At 36.1% G+C, this 22327-nt stretch carries 20 protein-coding genes and 2 pseudogenes; 4 read left to right on the top strand and 18 right to left on the bottom strand.

What is annotated here, in order from left to right; translation table 11 throughout:
* Window positions 1-33 precede the first annotated feature (33 nt).
* From lacD to MKX37_RS09765, 10 genes are all read right to left on the bottom strand, one after another.
* Complete coding sequence (lacD, locus tag MKX37_RS09810; RefSeq protein ID WP_078422283.1) at window positions 34-1041, bottom strand: tagatose-bisphosphate aldolase; 1008 nt, start codon at window positions 1039-1041, stop codon at window positions 34-36.
* A 15-nt stretch (window positions 1042-1056) separates the two neighbouring features.
* Window positions 1057-1992: a tagatose-6-phosphate kinase gene (gene lacC, locus MKX37_RS09805; RefSeq protein ID WP_078422284.1), complete on the bottom strand. Its 936-nt coding sequence runs from the start codon at window positions 1990-1992 to the stop codon at window positions 1057-1059.
* Window positions 1993-2018: 26 nt separating this feature from the next.
* Window positions 2019-3167: an N-acetylglucosamine-6-phosphate deacetylase gene (gene nagA, locus MKX37_RS09800; RefSeq protein WP_078422285.1), complete on the bottom strand. Its 1149-nt coding sequence runs from the start codon at window positions 3165-3167 to the stop codon at window positions 2019-2021.
* A gap of 23 nt (window positions 3168-3190) precedes the next feature.
* Entirely contained in the window at window positions 3191-4354 is a 1164-nt protein-coding gene (locus MKX37_RS09795; RefSeq protein ID WP_078422286.1) for an SIS domain-containing protein, read from the bottom strand.
* Window positions 4355-4418: 64 nt separating this feature from the next.
* Window positions 4419-5315 (bottom strand): ROK family protein, encoded by an 897-nt coding sequence (locus MKX37_RS09790; RefSeq protein WP_078422287.1) that lies wholly within the window; start codon window positions 5313-5315, stop codon window positions 4419-4421.
* 108 nt (window positions 5316-5423) lie between these two features.
* On the bottom strand, window positions 5424-5591 hold the full coding sequence (locus MKX37_RS09785) for a DUF6903 family protein (protein ID WP_016129204.1): 168 nt from the start codon (window positions 5589-5591) through the stop codon (window positions 5424-5426).
* Window positions 5581-7752, bottom strand: coding sequence for a 1,3-beta-galactosyl-N-acetylhexosamine phosphorylase (gene gnpA, locus MKX37_RS09780; RefSeq protein WP_078422288.1), 2172 nt, complete (start codon window positions 7750-7752; stop codon window positions 5581-5583). Before gnpA ends, MKX37_RS09785 begins: the two co-directional genes overlap by 11 nt.
* A gap of 12 nt (window positions 7753-7764) precedes the next feature.
* Window positions 7765-8754 (bottom strand): carbohydrate ABC transporter permease, encoded by a 990-nt coding sequence (locus MKX37_RS09775; protein WP_078422289.1) that lies wholly within the window; start codon window positions 8752-8754, stop codon window positions 7765-7767.
* A gap of 15 nt (window positions 8755-8769) precedes the next feature.
* Complete coding sequence (locus tag MKX37_RS09770) at window positions 8770-9660, bottom strand: carbohydrate ABC transporter permease (RefSeq protein ID WP_061675429.1); 891 nt, start codon at window positions 9658-9660, stop codon at window positions 8770-8772.
* A 69-nt stretch (window positions 9661-9729) separates the two neighbouring features.
* Window positions 9730-11073, bottom strand: coding sequence for a carbohydrate ABC transporter substrate-binding protein (locus MKX37_RS09765; protein WP_078422290.1), 1344 nt, complete (start codon window positions 11071-11073; stop codon window positions 9730-9732).
* A 169-nt stretch (window positions 11074-11242) separates the two neighbouring features.
* Between MKX37_RS09765 and MKX37_RS09760 the strand changes: the two genes are divergently transcribed.
* The 3 genes from MKX37_RS09760 (at window position 11243) to MKX37_RS09750 (ending at window position 14543) form a co-directional block, all read left to right on the top strand.
* Window positions 11243-12103, top strand: coding sequence for an AraC family transcriptional regulator (locus MKX37_RS09760; RefSeq protein ID WP_078422291.1), 861 nt, complete (start codon window positions 11243-11245; stop codon window positions 12101-12103).
* A 69-nt stretch (window positions 12104-12172) separates the two neighbouring features.
* The gene (locus tag MKX37_RS09755; RefSeq protein ID WP_078422292.1) at window positions 12173-13036 is read left to right on the top strand and encodes a PucR family transcriptional regulator; all 864 of its coding nucleotides are present in this window, start codon (window positions 12173-12175) and stop codon (window positions 13034-13036) included.
* A 403-nt stretch (window positions 13037-13439) separates the two neighbouring features.
* Window positions 13440-14543, top strand: a complete 1104-nt coding sequence (locus tag MKX37_RS09750; RefSeq protein ID WP_078422293.1) for an ABC transporter ATP-binding protein — start codon at window positions 13440-13442, stop codon at window positions 14541-14543.
* Window positions 14544-14572: 29 nt separating this feature from the next.
* Here MKX37_RS09750 and MKX37_RS09745 read toward each other — a convergent pair.
* The 4 genes and pseudogenes from MKX37_RS09745 to MKX37_RS09730 form a co-directional block, all read right to left on the bottom strand.
* Window positions 14573-14659: pseudogene (locus MKX37_RS09745) on the bottom strand (IS6 family transposase); the annotation flags it as partial.
* Window positions 14660-14757: 98 nt separating this feature from the next.
* Window positions 14758-15708: a serine protease gene (locus MKX37_RS09740; RefSeq protein WP_002012402.1), complete on the bottom strand. Its 951-nt coding sequence runs from the start codon at window positions 15706-15708 to the stop codon at window positions 14758-14760.
* Window positions 15709-16042: 334 nt separating this feature from the next.
* Complete coding sequence (locus MKX37_RS09735; RefSeq protein WP_002012401.1) at window positions 16043-16330, bottom strand: AbrB/MazE/SpoVT family DNA-binding domain-containing protein; 288 nt, start codon at window positions 16328-16330, stop codon at window positions 16043-16045.
* Between the two features lie 119 nt (window positions 16331-16449).
* Window positions 16450-18330, bottom strand: coding sequence for an FtsX-like permease family protein (locus MKX37_RS09730; protein WP_002012400.1), 1881 nt, complete (start codon window positions 18328-18330; stop codon window positions 16450-16452).
* A 270-nt stretch (window positions 18331-18600) separates the two neighbouring features.
* Between MKX37_RS09730 and nadE the strand changes: the two genes are divergently transcribed.
* The gene (gene nadE / locus MKX37_RS09725; protein ID WP_002012398.1) at window positions 18601-19419 is read left to right on the top strand and encodes an ammonia-dependent NAD(+) synthetase; all 819 of its coding nucleotides are present in this window, start codon (window positions 18601-18603) and stop codon (window positions 19417-19419) included.
* 44 nt (window positions 19420-19463) lie between these two features.
* On the opposite strand, the gene MKX37_RS09720 is transcribed toward nadE, so the two are convergent.
* The 4 genes and pseudogenes from MKX37_RS09720 to MKX37_RS09705 all read right to left on the bottom strand — a co-directional run bounded on the left by MKX37_RS09720 (window position 19464) and on the right by MKX37_RS09705 (window position 22308).
* Window positions 19464-19925 carry an NUDIX hydrolase gene (locus tag MKX37_RS09720; protein WP_002130989.1) on the bottom strand — a complete coding sequence of 154 codons (462 nt, stop codon included), beginning with the start codon at window positions 19923-19925 and terminating at the stop codon, window positions 19464-19466.
* 27 nt (window positions 19926-19952) lie between these two features.
* Window positions 19953-20140: pseudogene (locus MKX37_RS09715) on the bottom strand (DUF4083 domain-containing protein).
* A gap of 109 nt (window positions 20141-20249) precedes the next feature.
* On the bottom strand, window positions 20250-21410 hold the full coding sequence (locus tag MKX37_RS09710; protein ID WP_002165942.1) for a transglutaminase domain-containing protein: 1161 nt from the start codon (window positions 21408-21410) through the stop codon (window positions 20250-20252).
* A 145-nt stretch (window positions 21411-21555) separates the two neighbouring features.
* Window positions 21556-22308 (bottom strand): YwqG family protein, encoded by a 753-nt coding sequence (locus MKX37_RS09705; RefSeq protein ID WP_002012394.1) that lies wholly within the window; start codon window positions 22306-22308, stop codon window positions 21556-21558.
* Between the last annotated feature and the right edge of the window lie 19 nt (window positions 22309-22327).

Here is a 22327-nt window from a genome sequence, read left to right as displayed (position 1 = left end):
AATTGAAGGATATATGGAAGAAAAGATATTGTACTAACTTTGAAGCTCAGCTGTTACTTTCACTTTAGCAAACCATGAGTTAGCTGTCTCTTTCAACACGAAATTCAGTTCTTCAGTATTCCTTTTACCAATATCTTTTAACCAATCACGACCTGCTTGTTCACCGCCTAAAGCAAACGGTATCACACCGTCTCTCCAAGTTGCCCGACCACATAACACTCCGTTAAAGATAGAACCAGAGTCTTTAGCAAATTTTAATGTTTCTTGAAATAATTTTGCGCTTACTCCTGCACTCAGGAAAATAAACGGCAGCTCGGTTACTTCACTTTGTTCTTTGAAATAAGAAGCTGCTTTTTCTTTACTGTAAACAAATTCACCTGCTGTATATCCTTCCACAAAGTTCATATCTACTGGAACTTCTACTTTTAATACATCTACTTTGTATTGTGGTTTCGAGAACTCCTTCATAGCCTCAATCACTTTATACGGTTTTATTTTTGCGTATGCTTTACTTTTCACATCATCACTTTCAGCATCATAAGTAACAATCTCTAAGAAAAATGGTATGTCTTCAGCTGCACACTCGGATCCGATACGTTCCATATAGACATGTTTATAGTTATTAATTTTTTCATCTTCATTGACATCATAGTAGAGTAAGAATTTAATAGCATCGGCACCTGCTTCCTTTAATCGCTTCACTGACCATTCCGGTAATAAATCCGGCAACCGGCCTACTTCTGACGCATCGTATCCAGTTTTTTCATACGCTACGATTAAGCCCGATTCTTTATCGCGGACCTTAGCCGCTGGCAGACCGTATTCCGGGTCCAAAAGAATCGCTGTTGCAAATGGTGTTAATTCCTCAGAAACTAACTCTTTGAAACGGATAATGCCCTCATCCCCAACATGACTTGCACCACCAGACGCAATCATTTTTTTCAATGAACCGCGTTGATCAATAGCCAATGCCCCAATTATGCCATTTTCAGCAGATAGCCGTTTTAGAGCTTCCAATTTATTTTTGGTTAATTCTAACATCAACATTCTCCTCTATCAATCTATTTTTACAACTTTAACGAGATCAAAGTATTGTTTAAACTTATTCACATTAATATAACCAGTTCCAGCTTCCATGGTATTTAACATTCCTGTAGTCATCGCCGTTTTAAGAACAGTCTCGACGGTTTGATTTTGATATAGTGCCACAGCTAACCCTGCAACTGTCGCATCACCAGACCCTACAGGATTGACCACTTTTATTTTTGGAATCGTAACTCTGTAATAGTCCTCGCCGTGCCTAACAAATGCACCTTCACTACCCATTGAAACGATAATCCACTCAATACCAGTAAATAGTTCATGGTTTAATGCTTGCTTTAGACCTATGATTCCCGCTTCCATGTTACTGCCCAGCAGCTGAGATAATTCCGCTGTATTTGGTTTGATGGCAAATGGTTTTTCTTTATGCATCATGGCTTGTTTCAAAGATTCTCCTGACGAATCCATAATTACTGGAATTTCATTTTTATGACAGATTTCTAACATTTGATAATAAAAGTTAGTCGGTAACCCTTTCGGCAAACTGCCCGAAATTGTCACAAGTGAAGCTGTTGTAAGCAGACATTCAAATTTCCCTAAAAAAATTGTCCCTTCTTCTTTGGATAATGTCGGCCCAGATTCTAAAATCTCTGTTTGCATCCCTTCATGAAGAATAGCAATACAATTTCTTGATTCTTTTTTAATTTTCAAAAAGTCATTTGGAATATTGCTTTTATTTAATTCTTGAATAATATATTCACCAATCGTACCACCAAGCACACCTGTCGCTAGGACAACTTCTTCCATTTGAGCGATCACTCGCGCAACATTCAAGCCTTTTCCACCAGCAGTTTTATGAACCGTTTCCACACGGTTAACAACATCTAACTTTAATTCATGAATCGGATAGGAAATATCGACCGATGGATTCATGGTGACAGATAAAATCATTGGTAATCCCTCTTTCAGAAAATTGTTTAAGCTTGAAAACGGCATACACCATCAAGGTAGGTAGCAGTTATATCCATCGATGGCGTCATCACAATAAAGTCAGCAGCATATTCCTCGGCAATCTTCCCACATTCGCCATCGAGCTGAATACTTTTAGCTGGTGCTGTACTCGCCATGTAAATCGCTTCCTCAGGTGTGGCAATTCCCCACTCAACGACATTTTTGACAGCATCTTTTAATTGCAAAATGCTACCTGCTAAACTTCCGCTTTCCAAACGAGCTATCCCATCTTTTACTTTCACAGGAAATTCTCCTAGTTGATAAGTTCCTTCAGGCATACCTCCAGCCATCATACAATCGGACACCATAACAACCTTTTCTCTGCCGCGGACATTCATTAAAATATTTGAGACAACAGGATGAACATGATGTCCATCACATATGATTTCGGCAAAAACATCTTTTAGATTCATGGCCGCACCGACCATCCCCGGCTCACGATGGTGTAGTGAACTCATTCCATTGAAAGTATGAATAAAAATGGAAGCTCCTTTTTCAACCGCTTGCTTTGCTTCTTCATAAGTTGCGTCACTGTGAGCCAACGCCACTGCAATCCCTTCTCCTACAGCGTATTCAATAAATTCCGCTGCCCCTTTCCTTTCAGGTGCAATCGCAATTTTTTTAATAGAATCATTTGATAATTTCTGCCAAGCTTTCAACATATCAACCGATGGGTCACAAAAATATTTCGTATTTTGTGCCCCTTTATGTTTTTCAGTAAAAAACGGCCCTTCTAAAAAGATCCCTTTAATTTTTGAGCCTTGCACTTTCGTGTAATTGGCACCAATCATTTCAACGACGTTATTCAACGATTCTGTTGAGGAAGTTAAGGTCGTCGGTAAAAAGGATGTAACTCCGCAAGAAAGGAGTCCTACCGAAATTTGATTCAGTCCTTCAAAATCATTGTCCATAATGTCGTGATTTCTAAATCCATGAATATGTGTGTCTACTAGACCAGGAGCAATCCAATGCCCTGCATACTCAATGACTTCTGCCGCTTCCTCTGGCCTGTCTTCTGTGAATCCACCGAATTTTCCATCTTTTATTCCCAAAAATCCAGGCCCTGCAACCTTCCCCTCAAGAAAGAACTTATCTGCAAAGATAAAAATAGACATGCATTTTTCCCCTACCCTAGTTATTAATATTCGTAGATGGTAACACCTTTGACGACACGGTTCACCGTTCCTGTCGGTGAAGGTGTATCAGGTGTATTACCTACTTTCACGGAAGCTAACAGTGAGACTATTTGCCCAATCATGACAAAAGGTAATGCTAAGTAAGCATCTGGTACAGACTGAGCCTCGCTGCCGAATACAAATCTGTTCCCAGTATAATTAGTTTCTCCATCAACCTCGATGGCACAAATATAACTGGCAATGTCGTCCTGCTGCATTTCTTTTAACATATCTAAATCATATTGACGTGTATAAGGATGGTTAGAAACAAACACGAAAACTAATGATTTTTCGTTTACAAATGATTTTGGACCGTGTCGAAATCCGAGTGGTGAATCAAATGCGGTAACAATTTTTCCAGCTGTCAGTTCTAATATTTTTAATTGTGATTCTTTCGCTAAGCCTTCTAAACTACCAGAACCTAAGTAAATAATTCGGTCAAAATCAAAATCTACTATCTCTTTGATGACGTCTTCTCTTTGAATGACACTTTCACCCATTTGACGAATTTTTTTCACTATCTTTGATTTTTCTTCAGTCGATATAGAATCAAAAACAAGTAATGCCGTTAACGCCATGCAAGTATAACTTCCTGTCATAGCAAATCCTTGGTCATTTGATTTTTCAGGCATCAATAGCAATAAATTTTTTTCATTCCCTACTGCCCGTTTGGCTAATTTACCGTCTTTCGCACAAGTAATCGTTATCTGATACAAATCCGTTACTATTTGCTCAGCTAATTGTACGGCAGCAACACTTTCCGGGCTATTCCCGCTTCTAGCAAATGAAACGAGTAAGGTTGGAAAATCCTTTTTAAAGAATTGGTAAGGATTTGAAACCAACGTAGTTGTCGGAATGCTTAGCATTTCCCATTGTTGTTCATCAACCTTTTCTTTTAGATAAGGGGTAACTGTATCCCCGACATAGGCAGACGTTCCAGCGCCTGTAAAAACAACTCGAACCCGGCTGTGTTTCGTTAATATTTTTTGTAAAAACTCTTCAATCCCTCTGATTTTCTCCGCATATAAAGCAAAGGTTTCAGCCCATAAATCAGGCTGCTGTTTTACTTCCGCCGTTGTTATTGATGCACCTAACGAAACTAAGTTTTCTTGACTTAATGTAAACATATTCGTCCACTCCTCTACCTATTTGCCATCATTCTCTTCATAAAAGAAGATCGGCGCCGCCTCATTACATACCTTCAAACACTCGTAATCCTGCACCAGTAACTCCATTATTTTGTGCCAATGTACTAATACTCATCTGTTCCAAAAGATGTTGTTGTTCAGGAAGCTGATAAATTTTCAGTTTCGCTTTAATTAACTCTAGTAGAAAAGGATTTTTCACAATGACACTGCCACCAAAAACCATTTTGTGTGGATCCAATAAGCAGGAAATCGTATAAAGTCCTTGAGTTAAGTAGTCGGTTACTTCGTTGATGATGAACTGATATTCCGGTACCTCGTTTATATAACCAGCAAAAACATCCTTTGTTGAAATAGTATCTACCTGTAAGTCCCTTTCGGCTATTCTTTGGATCCCTGGCCCAGCAGCGATTTTTTCTAATCGTTCATTGATCCCCTTCGAGAGGACAGGGATCAAGCCTAGTTCTCCAGCAAATCCTGCTCCCCTAAAAAATGAGCCGTTATGAATGATAGAACAAGATATTCCCGTACTTATAGTCACGTAGACAAAGGTTTCATTCCTTTTTACATGCGCTGCTTTCCATTCGGCATAAGCCGCCATATAGACATCATTGTCAATCGTGATTCGCTGGATACCAAATTGTTCCTGCAAACGGACTGAAATAGGAAACTGTCTCCAAGGTAAATTATTTTGAAAAACGGCAATTCCCTTCTCATAATCCACTTTTCCCGGTACCCCAACGCCAATACCCTCGATATCAGCGATAGAAATCGATGATTTTCTGAGAACTTGTTCCACAGCTTCTACAACTCTACCAAACATTTTTTCCCGGTCTGAAGGATCACTTTTTATTTCCGAACGTTCAAGCAGTTCGCCTGTATCCGAAATGACTCCCGCTGCAATCTTCGTTCCCCCAATATCAATGCCGACTGCCTTTTTCATTTGTCCGCACCCCTAGGTTTGTATTTGAAGTATTGAGTAATGTTTTATAATTGTTATCGTTAAACATATATATGCGATTCCTTGATCAATCCACTTGCCCTGGTTGATTTATACGTATTTCCGATTGTAGTCATAAAGTAGCCCTAAGAGACCAGCTAATCCAATCAACATCATACCTAGTTCGAATTTACCAGCTGTCTTTTGGTAGATGATAATCAAAGACAGACATACGATAAACACAACAATTTTAATAATGAATAAAGCGCTAGCCTTCATTTGAAACATCCTCCCACCTGATCTCACTAGGTGCCAACGTCACTTCTTTTCTGTTTCCTTGTCCGTCATATACAACTGTCTTTTGTTCGATCATCGAGTTGTTAACAATTGCCATTTTTTGAATAGATGGATATGCATGAACTTCACAATAAATGTTGCTCGCATGATACTTGTGAAATTCTGCTTCTTTATGGGCAGCATAGTATAGTGCACGCATCAGCAGACGTGTATTTTCTTCGCTGTATGGCAGCCCTGCTATATAGACGGATCTCCCTTCTCCAAACTGATGACTAGAAAGATGAACTTCTCCATTTGAATATTCGATTATTTCGGTTTCCTCTGATAACGCATAAATGTTTTTCATTCCCTCACCAAAATCAAATTGGGTGCTGTCAGCAGAAATAAAATGATTTTCAACAGGATTAATAAAATATTTATCTGTTGATAAGCTGAATCCTAGTTCTTTGTCAACACCTAAGACGTTTGCCAATTGAAAATAATGTCCTTCATGCTGATAAGCTGTAGGTTCGCCAATGCCTATGAAACCTCCGCCATTATACATCCAGGCCCTAATTGTTGTGACTAACTTTTCATTAATCCAATTAGCCCCGCCTGAAAAAGCTGTGCCCACATCGCCGGCATTAATAATGACGTCAATATCCTCAGGTATCCCATCGTTAATAACATCATCAAAACTAATGAACGAAACTTCCACGGCAGCCCCGCTCAAGGATTCCAAAACACCTAAATAAGAATAAATTTGTTTATACCATAGAGCATGAGCAACCATATGTGTTTGCCAAGTTCTCAACTTGCCCCAAGAGTTCAAAATTGCAACTTTAAGACCGCTATATGGTTGAACGCCTTTGATCGTGTCATGAATTTCACGAAATTCCTCAGTAACTTTTTCAATATAGGAGATAAATTCTGGGAATTGATAAGCCAGACTTAAATAACCGCCATAACCGATACGATCAACAGGGTTCCGCAGTAAAGCTCTTCGAGCCGTTAACCAGTTTTCATTCGCTTCAATCGTTGGGTTGTTCCCTTCGTAAAAAGTATCTGGGAAGAAATAAGGTAGGAACCGCCCTTCTGTGTAACGAACATGTGGTATATCTGCAATCATACGTAGTGTGGCTCCACCGCCCACACTGCCTACAACTGCGTCCAATCCGATATTTTCAAAGTATTTCCCATATGGTTCTGTACCTATCCAGTTATCACCAAGGAACATCATTGCTTCTTTTCCACTTTCATGGACAATATCCACAAGTTTCTTTGCTTCTTCAGCAACGAACTTATGAACAAAATCTATATAATCTAAAAAAGCAGGAGTTGGAATTCGAAATGCAGTATTATAATAGCCTTGATCAACAATGTCCTCTGGCCTTAAGCGATAGCCCTTTTCTTTTTGAAAAGTATCCAAAGCAGCAACTGAAACACTAGCACCATAACCGAACCAATCGACAAATTTCTCTTTGCCAAGATTATTAAACACAAGGGTAAAATGATAGAAAAACGTTGTAAACCTAACCACATCTGTATCTGGATTTTCTGTCAGCCATTGTTTTAAATAGGTTTTCATAAATTCATTGGAATGTGGTTGCCTCACATCAAAAGGAATATCATGCGGCTTATCTCCCCAATTATTAGTAATATGATTGTACATTTGGGTTGGATCCCAAATCGCATAGACTAGGAATGAAACCGTATATTCATGCCAAGGAATCGCCTTCGTAATCAAAACACGATTTTGCTCTTCATTTACTTCCCAATCATTAACGTCAACAACTTCTCCGGTTGTCCGGTCAATAACCTCCCAGTATTTTTTAGGATTGTGAACGTAATCCGGCTTTAATTGTTCCTCAAAGTAGCCTTTCATAAAATCAATTTCAAGGGTGTCAGTAAGCGAAGTATTGAATAAGCTCATTAAATAAAGTTGCTGGCATTCATCCATGTGCTTCTCTGCGAACTCATTGTGAGCTCGAGCAACAAAATAAGTCGTATAAATTTTTGCATCCAATTGTTTAATATCATCATCTAGTTTCGTTCCATCACTATCGCGAATCGCATCCGCACCCCATCGTTCCATCAATTCTTTTGTTTCCTTAAGAAAATTTTCTTCACTCGGTAAAGTAACACGGCCTTTTTTCTTTTTCATGTAAATCCTCCTTTAATCCTTTAAACCACCAAGGGACATTCCTTGTGTTAATTTTTTTTGAACAATAATGTATAAAATCAAAGTTGGCAGCATGACCAGAACCATTCCTGCATACATTTGACCATAGTTCGCAGCAGATTTTTGAGCTGCCATCAAGTTCATTAACCCAACAGGTAACGTTTTATTCGATCCTGGGATTAACGTTAAGGCAATAATGTATTCGTTCCAAAAGGCAAGAAAATTAAACAAAATGACGGCAATAATGCTTGGACGAGCTATCGGAATCATGACTGAAATCATTGTTTTGAAATATCCGGCACCATCGACCAACGCCGCTTCCTCATACGTAGATGGAAGTGATTGAAAAAAACTAGACAGCAAGTAAATGGTAAATGGTAACGCCGTCGCCGCATATACCACAGCTAAAATAAATAAATTGTCTAGTAGAAATCCATCACCCAGTTGGCCTCGTAAAAAGGTATCTCCGTCCAATAACATCAAGAAAATTGGAACAACAATGTAGTTCACATTGATGAATAATCCAGCTTTAAAAAAAGTATTTATTAATTTACTTCCTCTAAAGGTATATCTTGCCAACACATAGGCTGCTGGTAAGGCAACAATCAATAAAATAAGCAGAGCCAACGCAGTTACCATGACTGAATTCAACATGTAGGTACCCATGTTTGCTTTTTGGAAAGCATCGATAAAGTTTTGAAAATAGAAACTTTTCGGCATGGCCCAAGGACTTCCGTAAAATTCTGAATTTTGCTTCACTGAGGCTAAGAAAACCCATGCAACAGGAATAATAATAGAAATTGCTAACGTAATCAGTGCAACATATATAAAACAGCGATATATTGCTTCTGTAGTCATTCCTTTTTTGGTCTTCACTGTTTTTGGGGCTTGATAAGCTGTTTCTACAATCATTTCTTTTTGGGTTTCCACCGTTTTGGGATCTTGATAAGCTGTTTCTGTATTCATTCTTTTTTGTGTTTCCATCGTTTTTGGACCTCCTTAATACTCCAACACTTCCCTTTTAGTGACACCGCTGATAATTGCAGATAATGCGAATGAGAATAGGAAAATGACCACCCCAATAGCCATACCGTAACCGTAAGAAGAATTGGTATAAGCCTGCTTATACATGTAGCTTAAAAACACTTCCGTCGATCCGTCAGGTCCGCCGCCAGTCATCGCTTGAACGAGTAGAAAACTTAAATTAATCGTACTAATAACGAAGAAAGTTAACGTCGTCCGCATGTTATTCCAAATTAACGGTAAAGTAATACTGAAAAATTGTCTGACCCGTCCAGCACCTTCCAAAGCAGATGCTTCATAAAAACTTTCGGGAATGCTTGCCATTGCCGCCATATACATGACCATATAGTAACCAATTGCTTGCCAAATGAGTGCCCCGCCAATGCTGTAGATAGCAATTTTTTGATTGCCGAGCCACATCTTTTGAAGGTTTTCAAGGTTAAATAAAGCAAGTAAATTATTTAACAACCCTGTAGTTGGGTCATAAACTGCAGAAAATATTCCCGCGATAACTACAACGGATAAGATATTAGGGATATAAAAAATAATTCGAAAGAAGCCTTTACCTTTTATTTTTTCTCTTGTTAACAAAGAGGCAAACAAGATCGCCAGCACCATAGTAATAACTGTAACGATAACAATCAATACGATACTGTTTTGAAGAGATCGAAAGAAGTTCATATCATTCCATAAAATCTTGAAGTTATCGAGCCCAACAAATACCTTATTATTAGAAAATCCTCCCCACTTATATAAGGACATCCTGAATACCTCAATCGTAGGAACAATCATAAAAATGGCTAACAGGATTAGTGCGGGTGCAGTACAAACAAAAATAAAAATTCTTTTTTCTGTTGTCTTATTCATGCCATCACCTCAGTTAATAAGTACAATGGTGAGACTATCAACTCACCATTGTACGTAGTGAAAACTAATTTATTTTAATGCAGACCGTAATTGGTCACTCACTTTTTCAACAGAGCTTTGCCAATCTTTCACCTTTTTATCACCAGAAATAACACTGTCAATCGTTCTAAATAATGTATCTGGCATACTTACACCTTCAACAGCTTGCGTTGCAGCAAATCCACCTATCCCCACTTTCACTCCATTATCATAGATACTATAGAATGATTTATTTTCACCTGTCAGTTTATTAGAAAGGCCTTTGATAGGCTGAATCGCACTCGATTCAGCAAAAATTTCAGCTGCCTTATCCGAATAAACAAACGTCATGAAATCTTTAGCAAGTTGTTTATTTTTAGCTGCCGAAGGAATCCACATTTGTTCAAAGAAAGTAAATGCATAACGGTCGCTATTAGCATCAATTGTTGGTAAAGCCATCATGCCCCATTCAAACCCTTTAGATCGAGGAGCTTCTTTCATTTCACCAACTACCCATGTACCGTTTGGCATAAACAATGCTTTGTTATCAAGAATCAATTGTTGATTTTTCTTATAGTCTTTATCATTTGCATTCGCAACTGTAGTTGGCTCTGTATATTTTCCTAATTTTCCGACAATTTCAAAAGATTTTGTTGCTTCAGAAGTTTCCCAAACACCATCCCCATACTTCATAGCTTTATTAAATAACTCCGGTCCACCCACCCCTAATAGTAAAGAGTAGAAGAATGTATCAAAGTAGCCTGTGGTAGGATAAGTAAATAAAGAAATTCCTTCTGCTTTCGCTTTATCTCCCAAAGCCCACATCTCATCCCAAGTCTTCGGTACTTCCCAACCTTTTTCCTTGAATAAGCTAGCATTATAGAATAATCCAGTTGGACTATAGAACATCGGTGCCATATAAATTTTACCGTCATTATAAGGATTAGTCGCAGGTGTACCAGTAAGCCCTGGTACTAACTTATCTTTGACTTTAACATCTTCACCATAAACATTCTTATCAAAAACATCGGTAATGTCTTCTAAAGCTTTATCTTTAATCAATGTTTCTGTTAGTGCCTGTTTTCTCCCGGTTGCCAACAACACAACATCCGGATACTTTCCTGCTTTCATATTTGAACCTATGACATCCTCAAGATTTTTGTCCACTGTCAATTTAACATCAACTTTTGGATTAGCAGCTTCATATGCGTCAATCACTTTGCTCCACATCTCTTTACCATAAGCCGATTCAAGTGTTGCCACATGAAGGGTTTGTTTTTCACTGGAGCCTTTACCATCCTTAGAGTTATCAACTTTTGTAGTATTACCTTGGCAAGCTATTAAACTAAAAGATAACAAAGCTGTCATTCCAGACAACAATAACTTTTTTTTCATCTTTATTTACCCCCATCTCCTAATCTTCCTTTCATAATTAAAGAATACAAAATAGACAACGCTTTCACAATAAACATCTTGTTCATTTTTTTAGGTATCTTGCTTTTTACTGAATATCCCACTAAAATCTTTATAATATAGATAAAAAGTCTACGAAGGAGAGATTCATTTGTCCAATGAAGTGTATGAGATTCCACAATTTCAACGAAACCATCTTTCAGTAAAACTTCTTTATATAACAAAATCAAAATACGATAAAGATTGGCATAGCACCATTCATGCGCATCACTTTACAGAGCTATTGTATATTACCAAGGGCAAAGGAACTTTTATCTTTTACAAAGAAGAAATCCCCGTCCAAGAGCACAATTTGATTATCATCAATCCAAATGTCGAGCACACGGAAAAGTCTGATACCAATCATCCACTTGAATACATCGCACTTGGTATTCAAGGTCTTTCCTTTTCATCTACAGAAAATCCTGGTCAAGTCACTATTCACAATTATAAACAGGATCAAAAGAACTGCCTCTTCTACCTTCAGCAATTAGTTGAGGAAGTGGAAAACCATCAGGAAGATTACGATTCAATTATACAGAATATTCTAGAAATTTTGTTACTTAAGATGATGAGAAAAAAAGCTTTCAATGTGGAGAAAACATCTACTCAAAAAATCAATAAAGATATTGAATTGATTAAAAACTATATTAAGCAGCATTTTCAAGAAAATATCAGCCTGGATACCTTAGCAAGAATCAGTCATATTAATAAATATTATCTATCCCATTCCTTCAGGAAATTTGTCGGTGTTTCGCCTATTGAATACTTAATTCAAACTCGTATTAGAGAAAGTAAAATATTATTGGAAACTACCAACTATTCGATTTCCAACATTTCAACCATTACCGGTTTTTCTTCCCAATCATTCTTTGCACAATCATTTAAACGAGAAACGAATCTATCTCCTTCACAATACAGAAACGCTATAAACTCTAGCAAAAACAAACCAGATTCTGGTGCAAAAACTTAAGGATAATTGCAATGAATCTATAATTCTTAGATATATTTTTACTATTATTTTAGAAAGAGGAGTGTTCCTATGATTCAACAATTAAAAACATATTATGGGAAAGATATAAAAATTAATGAAGCCGTGTTGTCTGAGGATTATAGCTGGTTTTTAGTTGAAGGCAACAAAGTCGGAATTCGAAAAATTCGATTACATCAAAGGGAACATCTATTGCTTTCATCCATCTTAACGCCCATTCATACTGATACATTTTATGAAACAGAAAAAGAAAAATTGTGGCATGAAGCATTATACAAAAATAATAACCTTCCTATAATGTCGGTTCGTTTTTTACACTTCTTCACAACACAACCTATAGTAGAGAGAGAAGAATTTCAAGACGCTTTACAATCTATGTTTTCTTTTGCCACTACAGTAATTTGGGAAACTTCGCAAGCAGGTGTCCTCATCTTAGAAGAAAATATACCGGAATCTGTATTGCAAACCGCCTTGGATACACTAGAAACAGATTTTTTTATATCTCTATCCTTCTTTATTGGAAGACACTATACGCAAACAACTGAAATTGCTCGTCTGTATCAATGGGAGCGAAAATTATTCTCTGTTCTTTCTCCCTATTTATCTCAAAAGATTACACACATTGAACAACTGCTCCCTTATCAATTAATGATCTCATTACCAAAAGAAGAAAGAAAAAAGTACACGAATCAATTATTGGAACACATTTCAAATGACAAAGAACTAATAGACAGTGTTAAAGCATTCTTCCAATGCAACTTAAATGTATCTCTTGCAGCTAAACAATTATATTTACATCGTAATACTCTGCAGTATCGAATTGATAAATTCATTGAAAAAACGGGAATTAATATAAAAACTTTTGAAGGTGCAGTAGCAGTTTATATGGCCTTTCTTTCTCTAGATATCTCTTGACACCCCCATGAAAGGCCATATAGGTTCATAAGCTACGATACTATTACCTTATAGATTGTTGGATTTTCATTATGTTTTAGGTTCTTGTACTTGACGATATATATTGTTTTACGCACGAAATGAAATTGATCCATGCAACCTCATACAACATTCATTTTTCTGAGAACATCATTATTTTAGCGTCTTTTGCATGACTTTGAAGCCCTTTTAACATATTTTTCTACGCAAAAGTGATATTTTCATTCCGTACCTAAAGGTGGACTTAAGTCCTACAGATGCTTTCTCGTATCGTAAATTTGTAAACTTGCATAAAAACCTATCATTCTTTTGTGCACTCTGCCAATTTACCTACGCCTGAAATAAACTTATAATTCAATCAATTAACGAAAAGGAGTGAGTAATCATGACAGAACTTGTATTAGATCATATTTTTAAAGTTTATGATAATAAAACGACTGCTGTTTCTGATTTTAATTTACATATTGAAGATAAAGAGTTTATCGTATTTGTCGGTCCTTCTGGATGTGGAAAATCAACAACTCTACGTATGATTGCGGGTCTAGAAGACATTTCAAATGGTTCATTTTATATTGATGGAGAGCGTATGAATGATGTCGCTCCAAAAGATCGCAACATTGCGATGGTATTTCAAAATTACGCACTATACCCACATATGTCTGTTTATGATAATATCGCGTTTGGCTTGAAACTACGCAAACTTCCAAAAGATGAAATTAATCGCCGAGTAACAGAGGCGGCGAAAACCTTAGGGCTTGAAGATTACTTAGAACGAAAACCAAAGGCATTATCAGGTGGACAACGCCAACGGGTTGCACTAGGAAGAGCTATCGTCCGTGACGCAAAAGTATTTTTAATGGACGAGCCCCTATCCAATTTAGACGCAAAATTACGTGTAAGTATGCGTTCAGAAATCTCTAAACTTCATCGTCGTTTAAATACGACCACTATATATGTGACACACGATCAAACAGAAGCAATGACAATGGCATCACGCCTTGTTGTTATGAAGGATGGGCTCATACAGCAAGTGGGTACTCCAAAAGAAGTATATGATACTCCTGAAAATATTTTTGTTGGCGGATTCATTGGTTCTCCAGCAATGAATTTCTTTACCGGGACATTACAAGATAGCTATTTTCATATAGAAAATATTCGATTCAAAGTACCAGATGGTCAACTAAAAACATTAAAGAATAAAGGGTATAATGGACAAAAAATCATACTCGGCATTCGTCCCGAAGACATTCATGATGAACCAATCGTCCTTCAATCTTCTCCTGAATCAACCGTCGAAATTACAGTAGAAGTTGCTGAATTATTAGGTGCTGAAACTATGATTCATGGAAAACTTTCGAGTCAAAACTTTGTTGCGCGAATCAACGCTCGTTCCGAAATTAAAGCTACCGATAAACTTCCATTAGCTTTTAGTTTAACTAAAGCGCACTTTTTTGATATCGCTACTGAACAACGTATACGTAATAATTGATGGATGAATTCTTTCTAATTTGGGACAGACTAGTCCGGTAAATCAATCTCTTCTTTTTTAATCCTATGCATAGCTTCTACTTCAGAAAGAATAGAAGTATCTGTGTCAAAACATTTCGTGAAGAAGACCCTTGGATTATTAAATGTCGTATTAAACGCGACAGAACCATACTAAAAAACATCTCATATAAATATGAGATGTTTTTTAGTAATTACTATTCTTTTAATAAATCTATTAATCCATTCCCTTCAGATGTACGTTCATACCCTAAAGGTACAGTCCTTTTTATAAGTTGCGCATATATTTCCGGCTCTGATAATTTTCTACCATACTCTCTCTCACACTGCTTTATGAGAAGTGCTAGCGCCCCAGCGACATGCGGCGTCGCCATTGAAGTGCCACTTAATACCGCATATTTCCCCTCTGGATACGTAGACAGTATTTCATCACCCGGCGCTACTAAATCAATTTCTTGATTTGAATTACTAAAGCATGAAATTTTCCGCTCTAAATTAACAGCACCTACTTCAATTACTTCAGAATAAGCACCTGGAAAATCTAATTCTTCAGTATCATCGTTACAATCTCCATCATTTCCTGCAGCGCACACGACAAGTACGTCTTGTTTTACCGCATTTTGAATAGCTTCATGTAACTCTGGTACATCTTGCGGACCACCAAGTGACATTGAAATAATTCTCACTTTCTCTTTATTCGGTCCTCTCCAATTTACAGCATAATGAATGGCCTCAATAATTTGCTCATAACTTCCAGAACCATCTCCAGCTAATACTTTTAAAACTAACATTTTAGAAAGTGGTGCGACTCCTAGTACACCCACTCCATTTTCAGTCGCTGCAATTGTCCCCGCTACATGAGTACCATGCCCATTATTATCAAGATAAATATTGGGATTTCCTTCATAATCTTTTGTGAAATTTCTCCCACCAATAATACGATCTTTTAAATCAACATGATTTACATCACAACCTGTATCTAAAACAGCAACGACAATGTCTTTTCCTTTCGCGCTCTTTTCCCATACTTGCGGAGCATGAATCAATTGTACACCTGGTGGAATTTCATTTACTTGTTCAACCACTTTATTTACAGTAAACGGAATTAATTTAATGCCTTTTTGTTTATTCGCTGTACTACTATTCATCGTAATCCCTCCTGAAAATATATTATTTTCATTTCAGACCACTATTGAATGCGTTTAGATTTAACATTCGTTTTATTCGTTCCATTTCCCTTCCTCTCAAATGTTTCTCAATAAACAAAAGAAAAGGACCATTAATGGTCCTTTTCTTTTTCAGTTTTTCAATAGAATAATATAAAGTGAAACTATAATCAGTGGGTGGTGTTCATCCCCCACTGATTATTAGCCCTCACCAATCGGGCGTTTACGGGCAATTGATCTCCCACCTAACTTCTTTGCTTCAGCCGAGTTTTGAGGTGGGAGTTTTACTGCCCACAAATAGCGGGATAAATTAAGACTAAATCTTACTCTTGTTCAAAAACTGCTCAATTTCTTTTATTACATGTTTTGCGCCTTCTATACTAACAGTAATGTTTCCATTTGCTAATGAAATATTTTGATCTGAAACATCACCTGTTATTTGACAAGCATTGTATGGTTGATATTTTTGTAAAATGACTTTGTCTTCTTCTACAAAAATTTCAAGTGGTGATTTGATTTGTATTCCTAATACATCCCGTAATTCTTTAGGAATAACTATACGTCCCAATTCATCTACTTTTCGAATAATTCCTGTTGCTTTCATGTTACTCCCCCCTTACTCTCTATTATTTTTTTCACCTCGCTATTTTCATTTTATCACTATATATTTGGTAATGCCTTACTCTTTTTAGAAAATATAGTACAAAAGTTAAAAAAACACATTTAACGAATATTCAATCTTTCTTTCAATTGTTTTAAATAACGCGATCGTATAATTAAGAAGTATACAACTTGAATACCTACGAAAATACTTAATACAATTGTATTTTCTTTAAACAGTGAGTACTCAAACATTTGTCCTAACGCAGTTAATGCTACTGCCCCGTGTAATGTTGCAACTCCAACTGGAACGAAGAATAAAAGCGCTAAGCGGATTGTGACTACTTTCGATAATTCCCCTCTCGTCAATCCAACTTTTCGAATCATTTCAAATAAACGAGTATCGTCCTCCAAATCTGAAAATAAACGGAAGTAAAGGAAGCTTCCTGCACAAACGAAAAATACAATACCAATAAAGAAACCTACAAATAAAATGGGTCCTGCGATTTGTAGACTTTGATTTTGATCGTACTCTTCTGCACTAAACGTTGAATGTTCTTGATAAGGCTTAATCTGATTCGTAAGCTCTTTACCAACCTCAATTTCATCTTTAGCGGATTGTGTTTTATACATATAATCTTTTTCTTCTTTAAATCCATCTTGTAATGAATCATATTGATTTTTAGAGATTACATACACATTACCTCTTAGTATTTTACTTAATGAAGAAGTATTAACTTTTTTCACATTTAAAGGTTCATTCATATTTGGTAAAGTAATTTCTTTTCTTTCTTTCATCGGTGGTCCGGGTATTTCGACTGACAAAAATAAAGCCTCTTTATTTGATACAGTATTAAATGGTTCTCCTGTTAACTTTGCATATTCTTTATAATCTGATTCTTTTATAAAAATGGCGCTTCTTAACGACTGCTCCTCCGTTTTCTTCGATGAAATATTTATTTTTGAAGCTGCTATATTATGTTTCTTTAATCCTTCGTCAATGATTTTCAGATGCTGTGGCTCATTGCTATTACCTTGCTTAGACTGATAGTGAAACGCAATTGGTCTGTCCATAATTTCTTTCGTCATCGAAGCAAACCCAACCAATGTACCTATTGCTGAAAATGCTACTGTTGAAATAATCGTTACAATAAAGAACATTCTTGCGTTATCTCTCATACGGTATGCTAAATCTGACAAAGTAATAATATTTGTCTGTGTCCAATAGAAACGTTTACTTTTTTTACATAGTCTAATAATAAAGACGCTCAACTGCTTGTACAGCAAATACGTACCAATAATGACTACCGTTGTAACAGGAATCATCATTATAAATACCATTGCACCATGTGACATAAGAGCTCCTGCATAACCAGCACTAAGCAATACTACTGCTAATATAGAAGAAATTATAGATGCCTTCGGTTCTGGCTTCGCCTCTGCTGATCCTCTAAACAATTTCATAATTTTATTTTTACGAACCATTCCTGCACTAAACAATGAAATGATCATAAATAATACGAAAAACATAATACTCGTTACAACAATCGCTTTCATCGGTATGTAATAGGATAAAGAGATATCTAGTTTTAATATCATCGGAGCTACAAATATTAATATTCCTGAAAACAACATACCTGAAAGAATCCCAAAAATTATTGCCCCTATTCCAATCATTATATTTTCAAAGAAGATAAGACGCTTTAATTGATATTTCGTCATACCTAACATCATTAAAATTCCTAGTTCACGCTTTCTCGTTTTTAAAAACATTCCCATTGAATATAAAATAAAGAAGAATGTAAATAAGTAAATAATAGACTGCGCAAAAGACATACTTACGAATACGTACTGTCCTAATTCTCCAGCACTTAATGCCGGATGAAACGCAAAAAATGAATACACAAAAAAGGCCATAATTGCAAATGCACTACTCAAAAAATAAGCTGAGTATGTTCGTCTATTTCGCGTTACATTTCGAAATGCGAGTTCTCTAATGTTCATACTACTTCTCCGCCCTTCTACTAACTATACTTTTATATTAGTAAAGTTCGGAAATACCTTCCATCGATTCAAATGACAAAAACCTTACATTATTGAAAGGTTTTAAACAATTGCTTATATAAAACAGTTTCATTATAATGACTACATTCATATTCATACACGCATCCTATTGTATATTCGTTAGTTTTGCGAAATAATAAAGGATAGAAGTATGTACCAATATACATATAAACTTATTTACCGCTTTAATATGAATAGGAGGAAAACATAATGACATTACAAGAACAAATTATGAAAGCATTACATGTTCAGCCTGTAATTGATCCGAAAGTAGAAATTCGTAAACGAATTGATTTCTTAAAAGCTTATTTAAAAACTACAGGTGCAAAAGGATTTGTACTTGGAATTAGCGGCGGACAAGACTCTACACTGGCAGGACGTTTAGCACAGCTTGCAGTCGAAGAAGTTCGTAATGAAGGTGGTAACGCAACGTTTATCTCCGTACGTCTTCCATACAAAGTACAAAAAGATGAAGATGATGCACAATTAGCATTACAATTTATTCAAGCTGATCAGTCTGTTGCTTTTGATATCGCTTCAACTGTTGATTCCTTCTCAAATCAATACGAAAACTTATTAGGTGAATCATTAACAGATTTCAATAAAGGAAACGTAAAAGCACGCATTCGCATGGTTACACAATACGCAATCGGCGGACAACAAGGGCTACTCGTTATCGGAACTGATCATGCTGCTGAAGCTGTAACAGGTTTCTTCACAAAATTCGGAGATGGCGGTGCAGATTTATTACCATTAACGGGATTAACGAAACGCCAAGGACGTGATTTATTACAAGAATTAGGTGCAGACGAGCGACTTTACTTAAAAATGCCAACAGCTGATTTATTAGATGAAAAACCAGGTCAAGCTGATGAAACAGAGCTAGGTATTACTTACGATCAATTAGATGACTATTTAGAAGGTAAATCCGTTCCAGCTGACGTTGCTGAAAAGATCGAGAAGCGTTACAAAGTGAGTGAACATAAAAGACAAGTACCAGCGTCAATGTTTGATGATTGGTGGAAATAGAACATAAAAAAGAAGCTAATCTCATTTAGCTTCTTTTTTATACGTTAACGATATACCCCTACTCTTTTCTCTAATAAATCCTGCAAGCAATCTTCATGTTGTTTATTAAACAATGGCGGCATTTTGTCTAAAGGGAAAAACTGCAAATCTAACGTTTCATCACCGTCTATTTTTGTATTCCCTCCAACGATTGAAAACTTAAAGAATATTACAATTGCCTGTGCCTGATCTCCATTCGGATATGCTTGAAAATATTTCGTATACACACCAATGAGCTCATCAATTTCCACATCATATCCTGTTTCTTCTTTTATTTCTCGAATCGCAGTTTCTGCCGCAGATTCCCCGATCTCCATTGCACCGCCTGGAAATCCCCAAGCATTAAAGTCTCCTCTTTTTTGCAGAAGCACTTCACCAAATTCATTAAATACACAACCTCCTGCAAAATTCAAAATAACATAATCATGCCCTATTTTTTCACGTAATTCCTTTATATAATTCGCCATCTGCTTCTCCTTTTTATCCATCTTCCATTATTCTTTTTTATCTTTTTCAAGCAATTCAATAATCCGATCTAACTTCTGATTCATATTAATCACATGTTGTTTTTTTGCAATAATCTTTTAATGAACAGAGTAAATGATACAAAAAACAAAACGATAAGCCCGATTACTAGACAAAAATATATCAATGCAAATATATTATTTTCGAACAAATTCATTCAGCTATCACATCCTCTATTTCCAATTATTTTATCACGCAATTCTAAATAGTCAACGATATTATAAATCAAACACAAAAAGAGCACCTTTTAAAGATGCTCTTTTTCATTAATACGTAAATGTAATTGTCGCTAATGAATAACCTGCCATTGCACTATATGGCGCAACTTGATAAGATACACGCTTTGCACCTTTTGGCCAAGCTATTTCATCTAGTACTTTCTTTATATCTTGCATCGTTCCATCCATTGACTGCTTATATCGTACTTCTACTTTTTCTGGCTTGGAAGCAAATTGTTGCTGTAATTTTTTCTTAAACTCATTGTAATTTTCCGCTCCGTATTGTGCAGATAAATACTTTAAATTTGTTTCTTTTAACATTTGTTCATATACAGCAGTTTTTGAACTACCGGCTTTTATTTTGCTTGTTAATTCGTTGAAGTAGCTTGTAGTTGCCGCTGGATATTCACTACGATCCCATTGATGGTCTTTGCTTAATTGTTCATCAGACATATTAAAATATGAATATGTTACGCGCCCAGCTTTATCAGGAACTGGATCATCGAATGTAGTATCAAGGTGGTACCACTTGTTATCAATGTTCACTAAATTCCATGCGTGAGCTTGTCCATTCCCTGTACCTGTTACAATATGATTTTGAATACCTGCTTCTTTTAGTAATTGATATGTTAACAATGTATATCCTTGGCAAACGGCAGAACGATTCGCTAACGCTTCATACGCTGTATATGCTTGATAAGAAGTATCATATGATACTTCTTTCACAACATAATCATGAATAGCTTTCACTTTTTCATGTTCATCCATGCCTTGTTTAATGATAGAATTTACAATTGCTTTCGCCTGAGACTTTACATACTGTGTTTGCTCTTTTGATTCACGATACTCCACTTGTAATGTAAACGTATAATTCCCTGGCATACCTTTTATAGAATACCTAGTAGATGCTACATTATATTTTACATACTCATCAGCATCTACGATTTTATTAAACTCGCCGTACAATTGGTCCATAATCTTTCTAGCATCTCTATCTTTTGTTTTATATGCGATTGTAATATTTTCTTCACGATTATCAATCTGTTTTTTTAATTCTTTTCTGAAATCATTTAACAACTTTGCATCTGATTGTGTTGTCACTGTAGTCGGATTCGTAGCCGCATAAGATACAGATGACGCTTGTAAGCCTCCCATTACTATAGTTGAACAAAGTGCGGCAGCTGTCACATACTTACTTGTCTTTCCCATCTTGTCACTCCTTACATTCTATAACTATACAAAAAAGTATCGTATAGTTTCAGAGTATACAATACTTTTCAAAATAGGTCATATGAGATTATGCATATTTAACATTGTAAAAAGGTTGTTCTTTTTACAAGAACAACCTTCTTCATTAACAAGTTTGTAACACACAACATGTATTTTCAAAACGTCGATTTTTCAAATCTTCATTACTAATACAGAAATATAGCATTCCTAATTCTCCCCAAACCATATTACAATTTTTATGATCTGAATCAATTTGGAATAAAAGCGTCATTTGCTGTGGCTCTATCCCCATATATTCTCCTGTCTCATATAATACTTCCTCTTGTACAGAGAATGGTTCTCCAAACATTTGATGATTATCATAGTTGTCTGGGATTAGCTCTTCAAGTAATTGCAAGAAACGATCTGAATCCGCCTCATCTTCAATGAAAAGCTCCGGTAATTTATACGTCAGTTCAAAAGTAATTGCACACTGGTTATATTTCGCTTGTATTTCATCTGCTCTACGTAATTGCTCTACAGGGATATCATAATAAAGTACACGTCCAGCTTCGTTTGGATTTACATCTTCTTCAAAGTAATTTTCAATACTAAAGAAATATAACATCCCTGTCTTAGGAAGATTGTGATCCATACCAACGTTTTGTAAATCACTTAAATTAAATTGTGCGATAAAACATAACGGATTCTCTTTGTATGTTGGATATTCAAATGTATTTGGCAAATCAGGAACTCCGCCCATTTTCGAACTGCCTATCGCAATTATTTCCTGTTGTTTTGGCACAACTTTTACACAAGGAAATACAGTATTAATAAGTTCCTGTTTCAAATGTGTTAGTTCATATTTATCAATTAATATTTCAATTTTCTGTTCCATAAATTCTCCTTACATTTAC

The organism is Bacillus sp. FSL R5-0709 (assembly GCF_038004785.1).
In the GTDB taxonomy this organism is placed as follows: domain Bacteria; phylum Bacillota; class Bacilli; order Bacillales; family Bacillaceae_G; genus Bacillus_A; species Bacillus_A mycoides.
The sequence above is the reverse complement of the archived record's forward strand: the minus strand, read 5'-3'. Positions and strand labels throughout refer to the sequence as shown.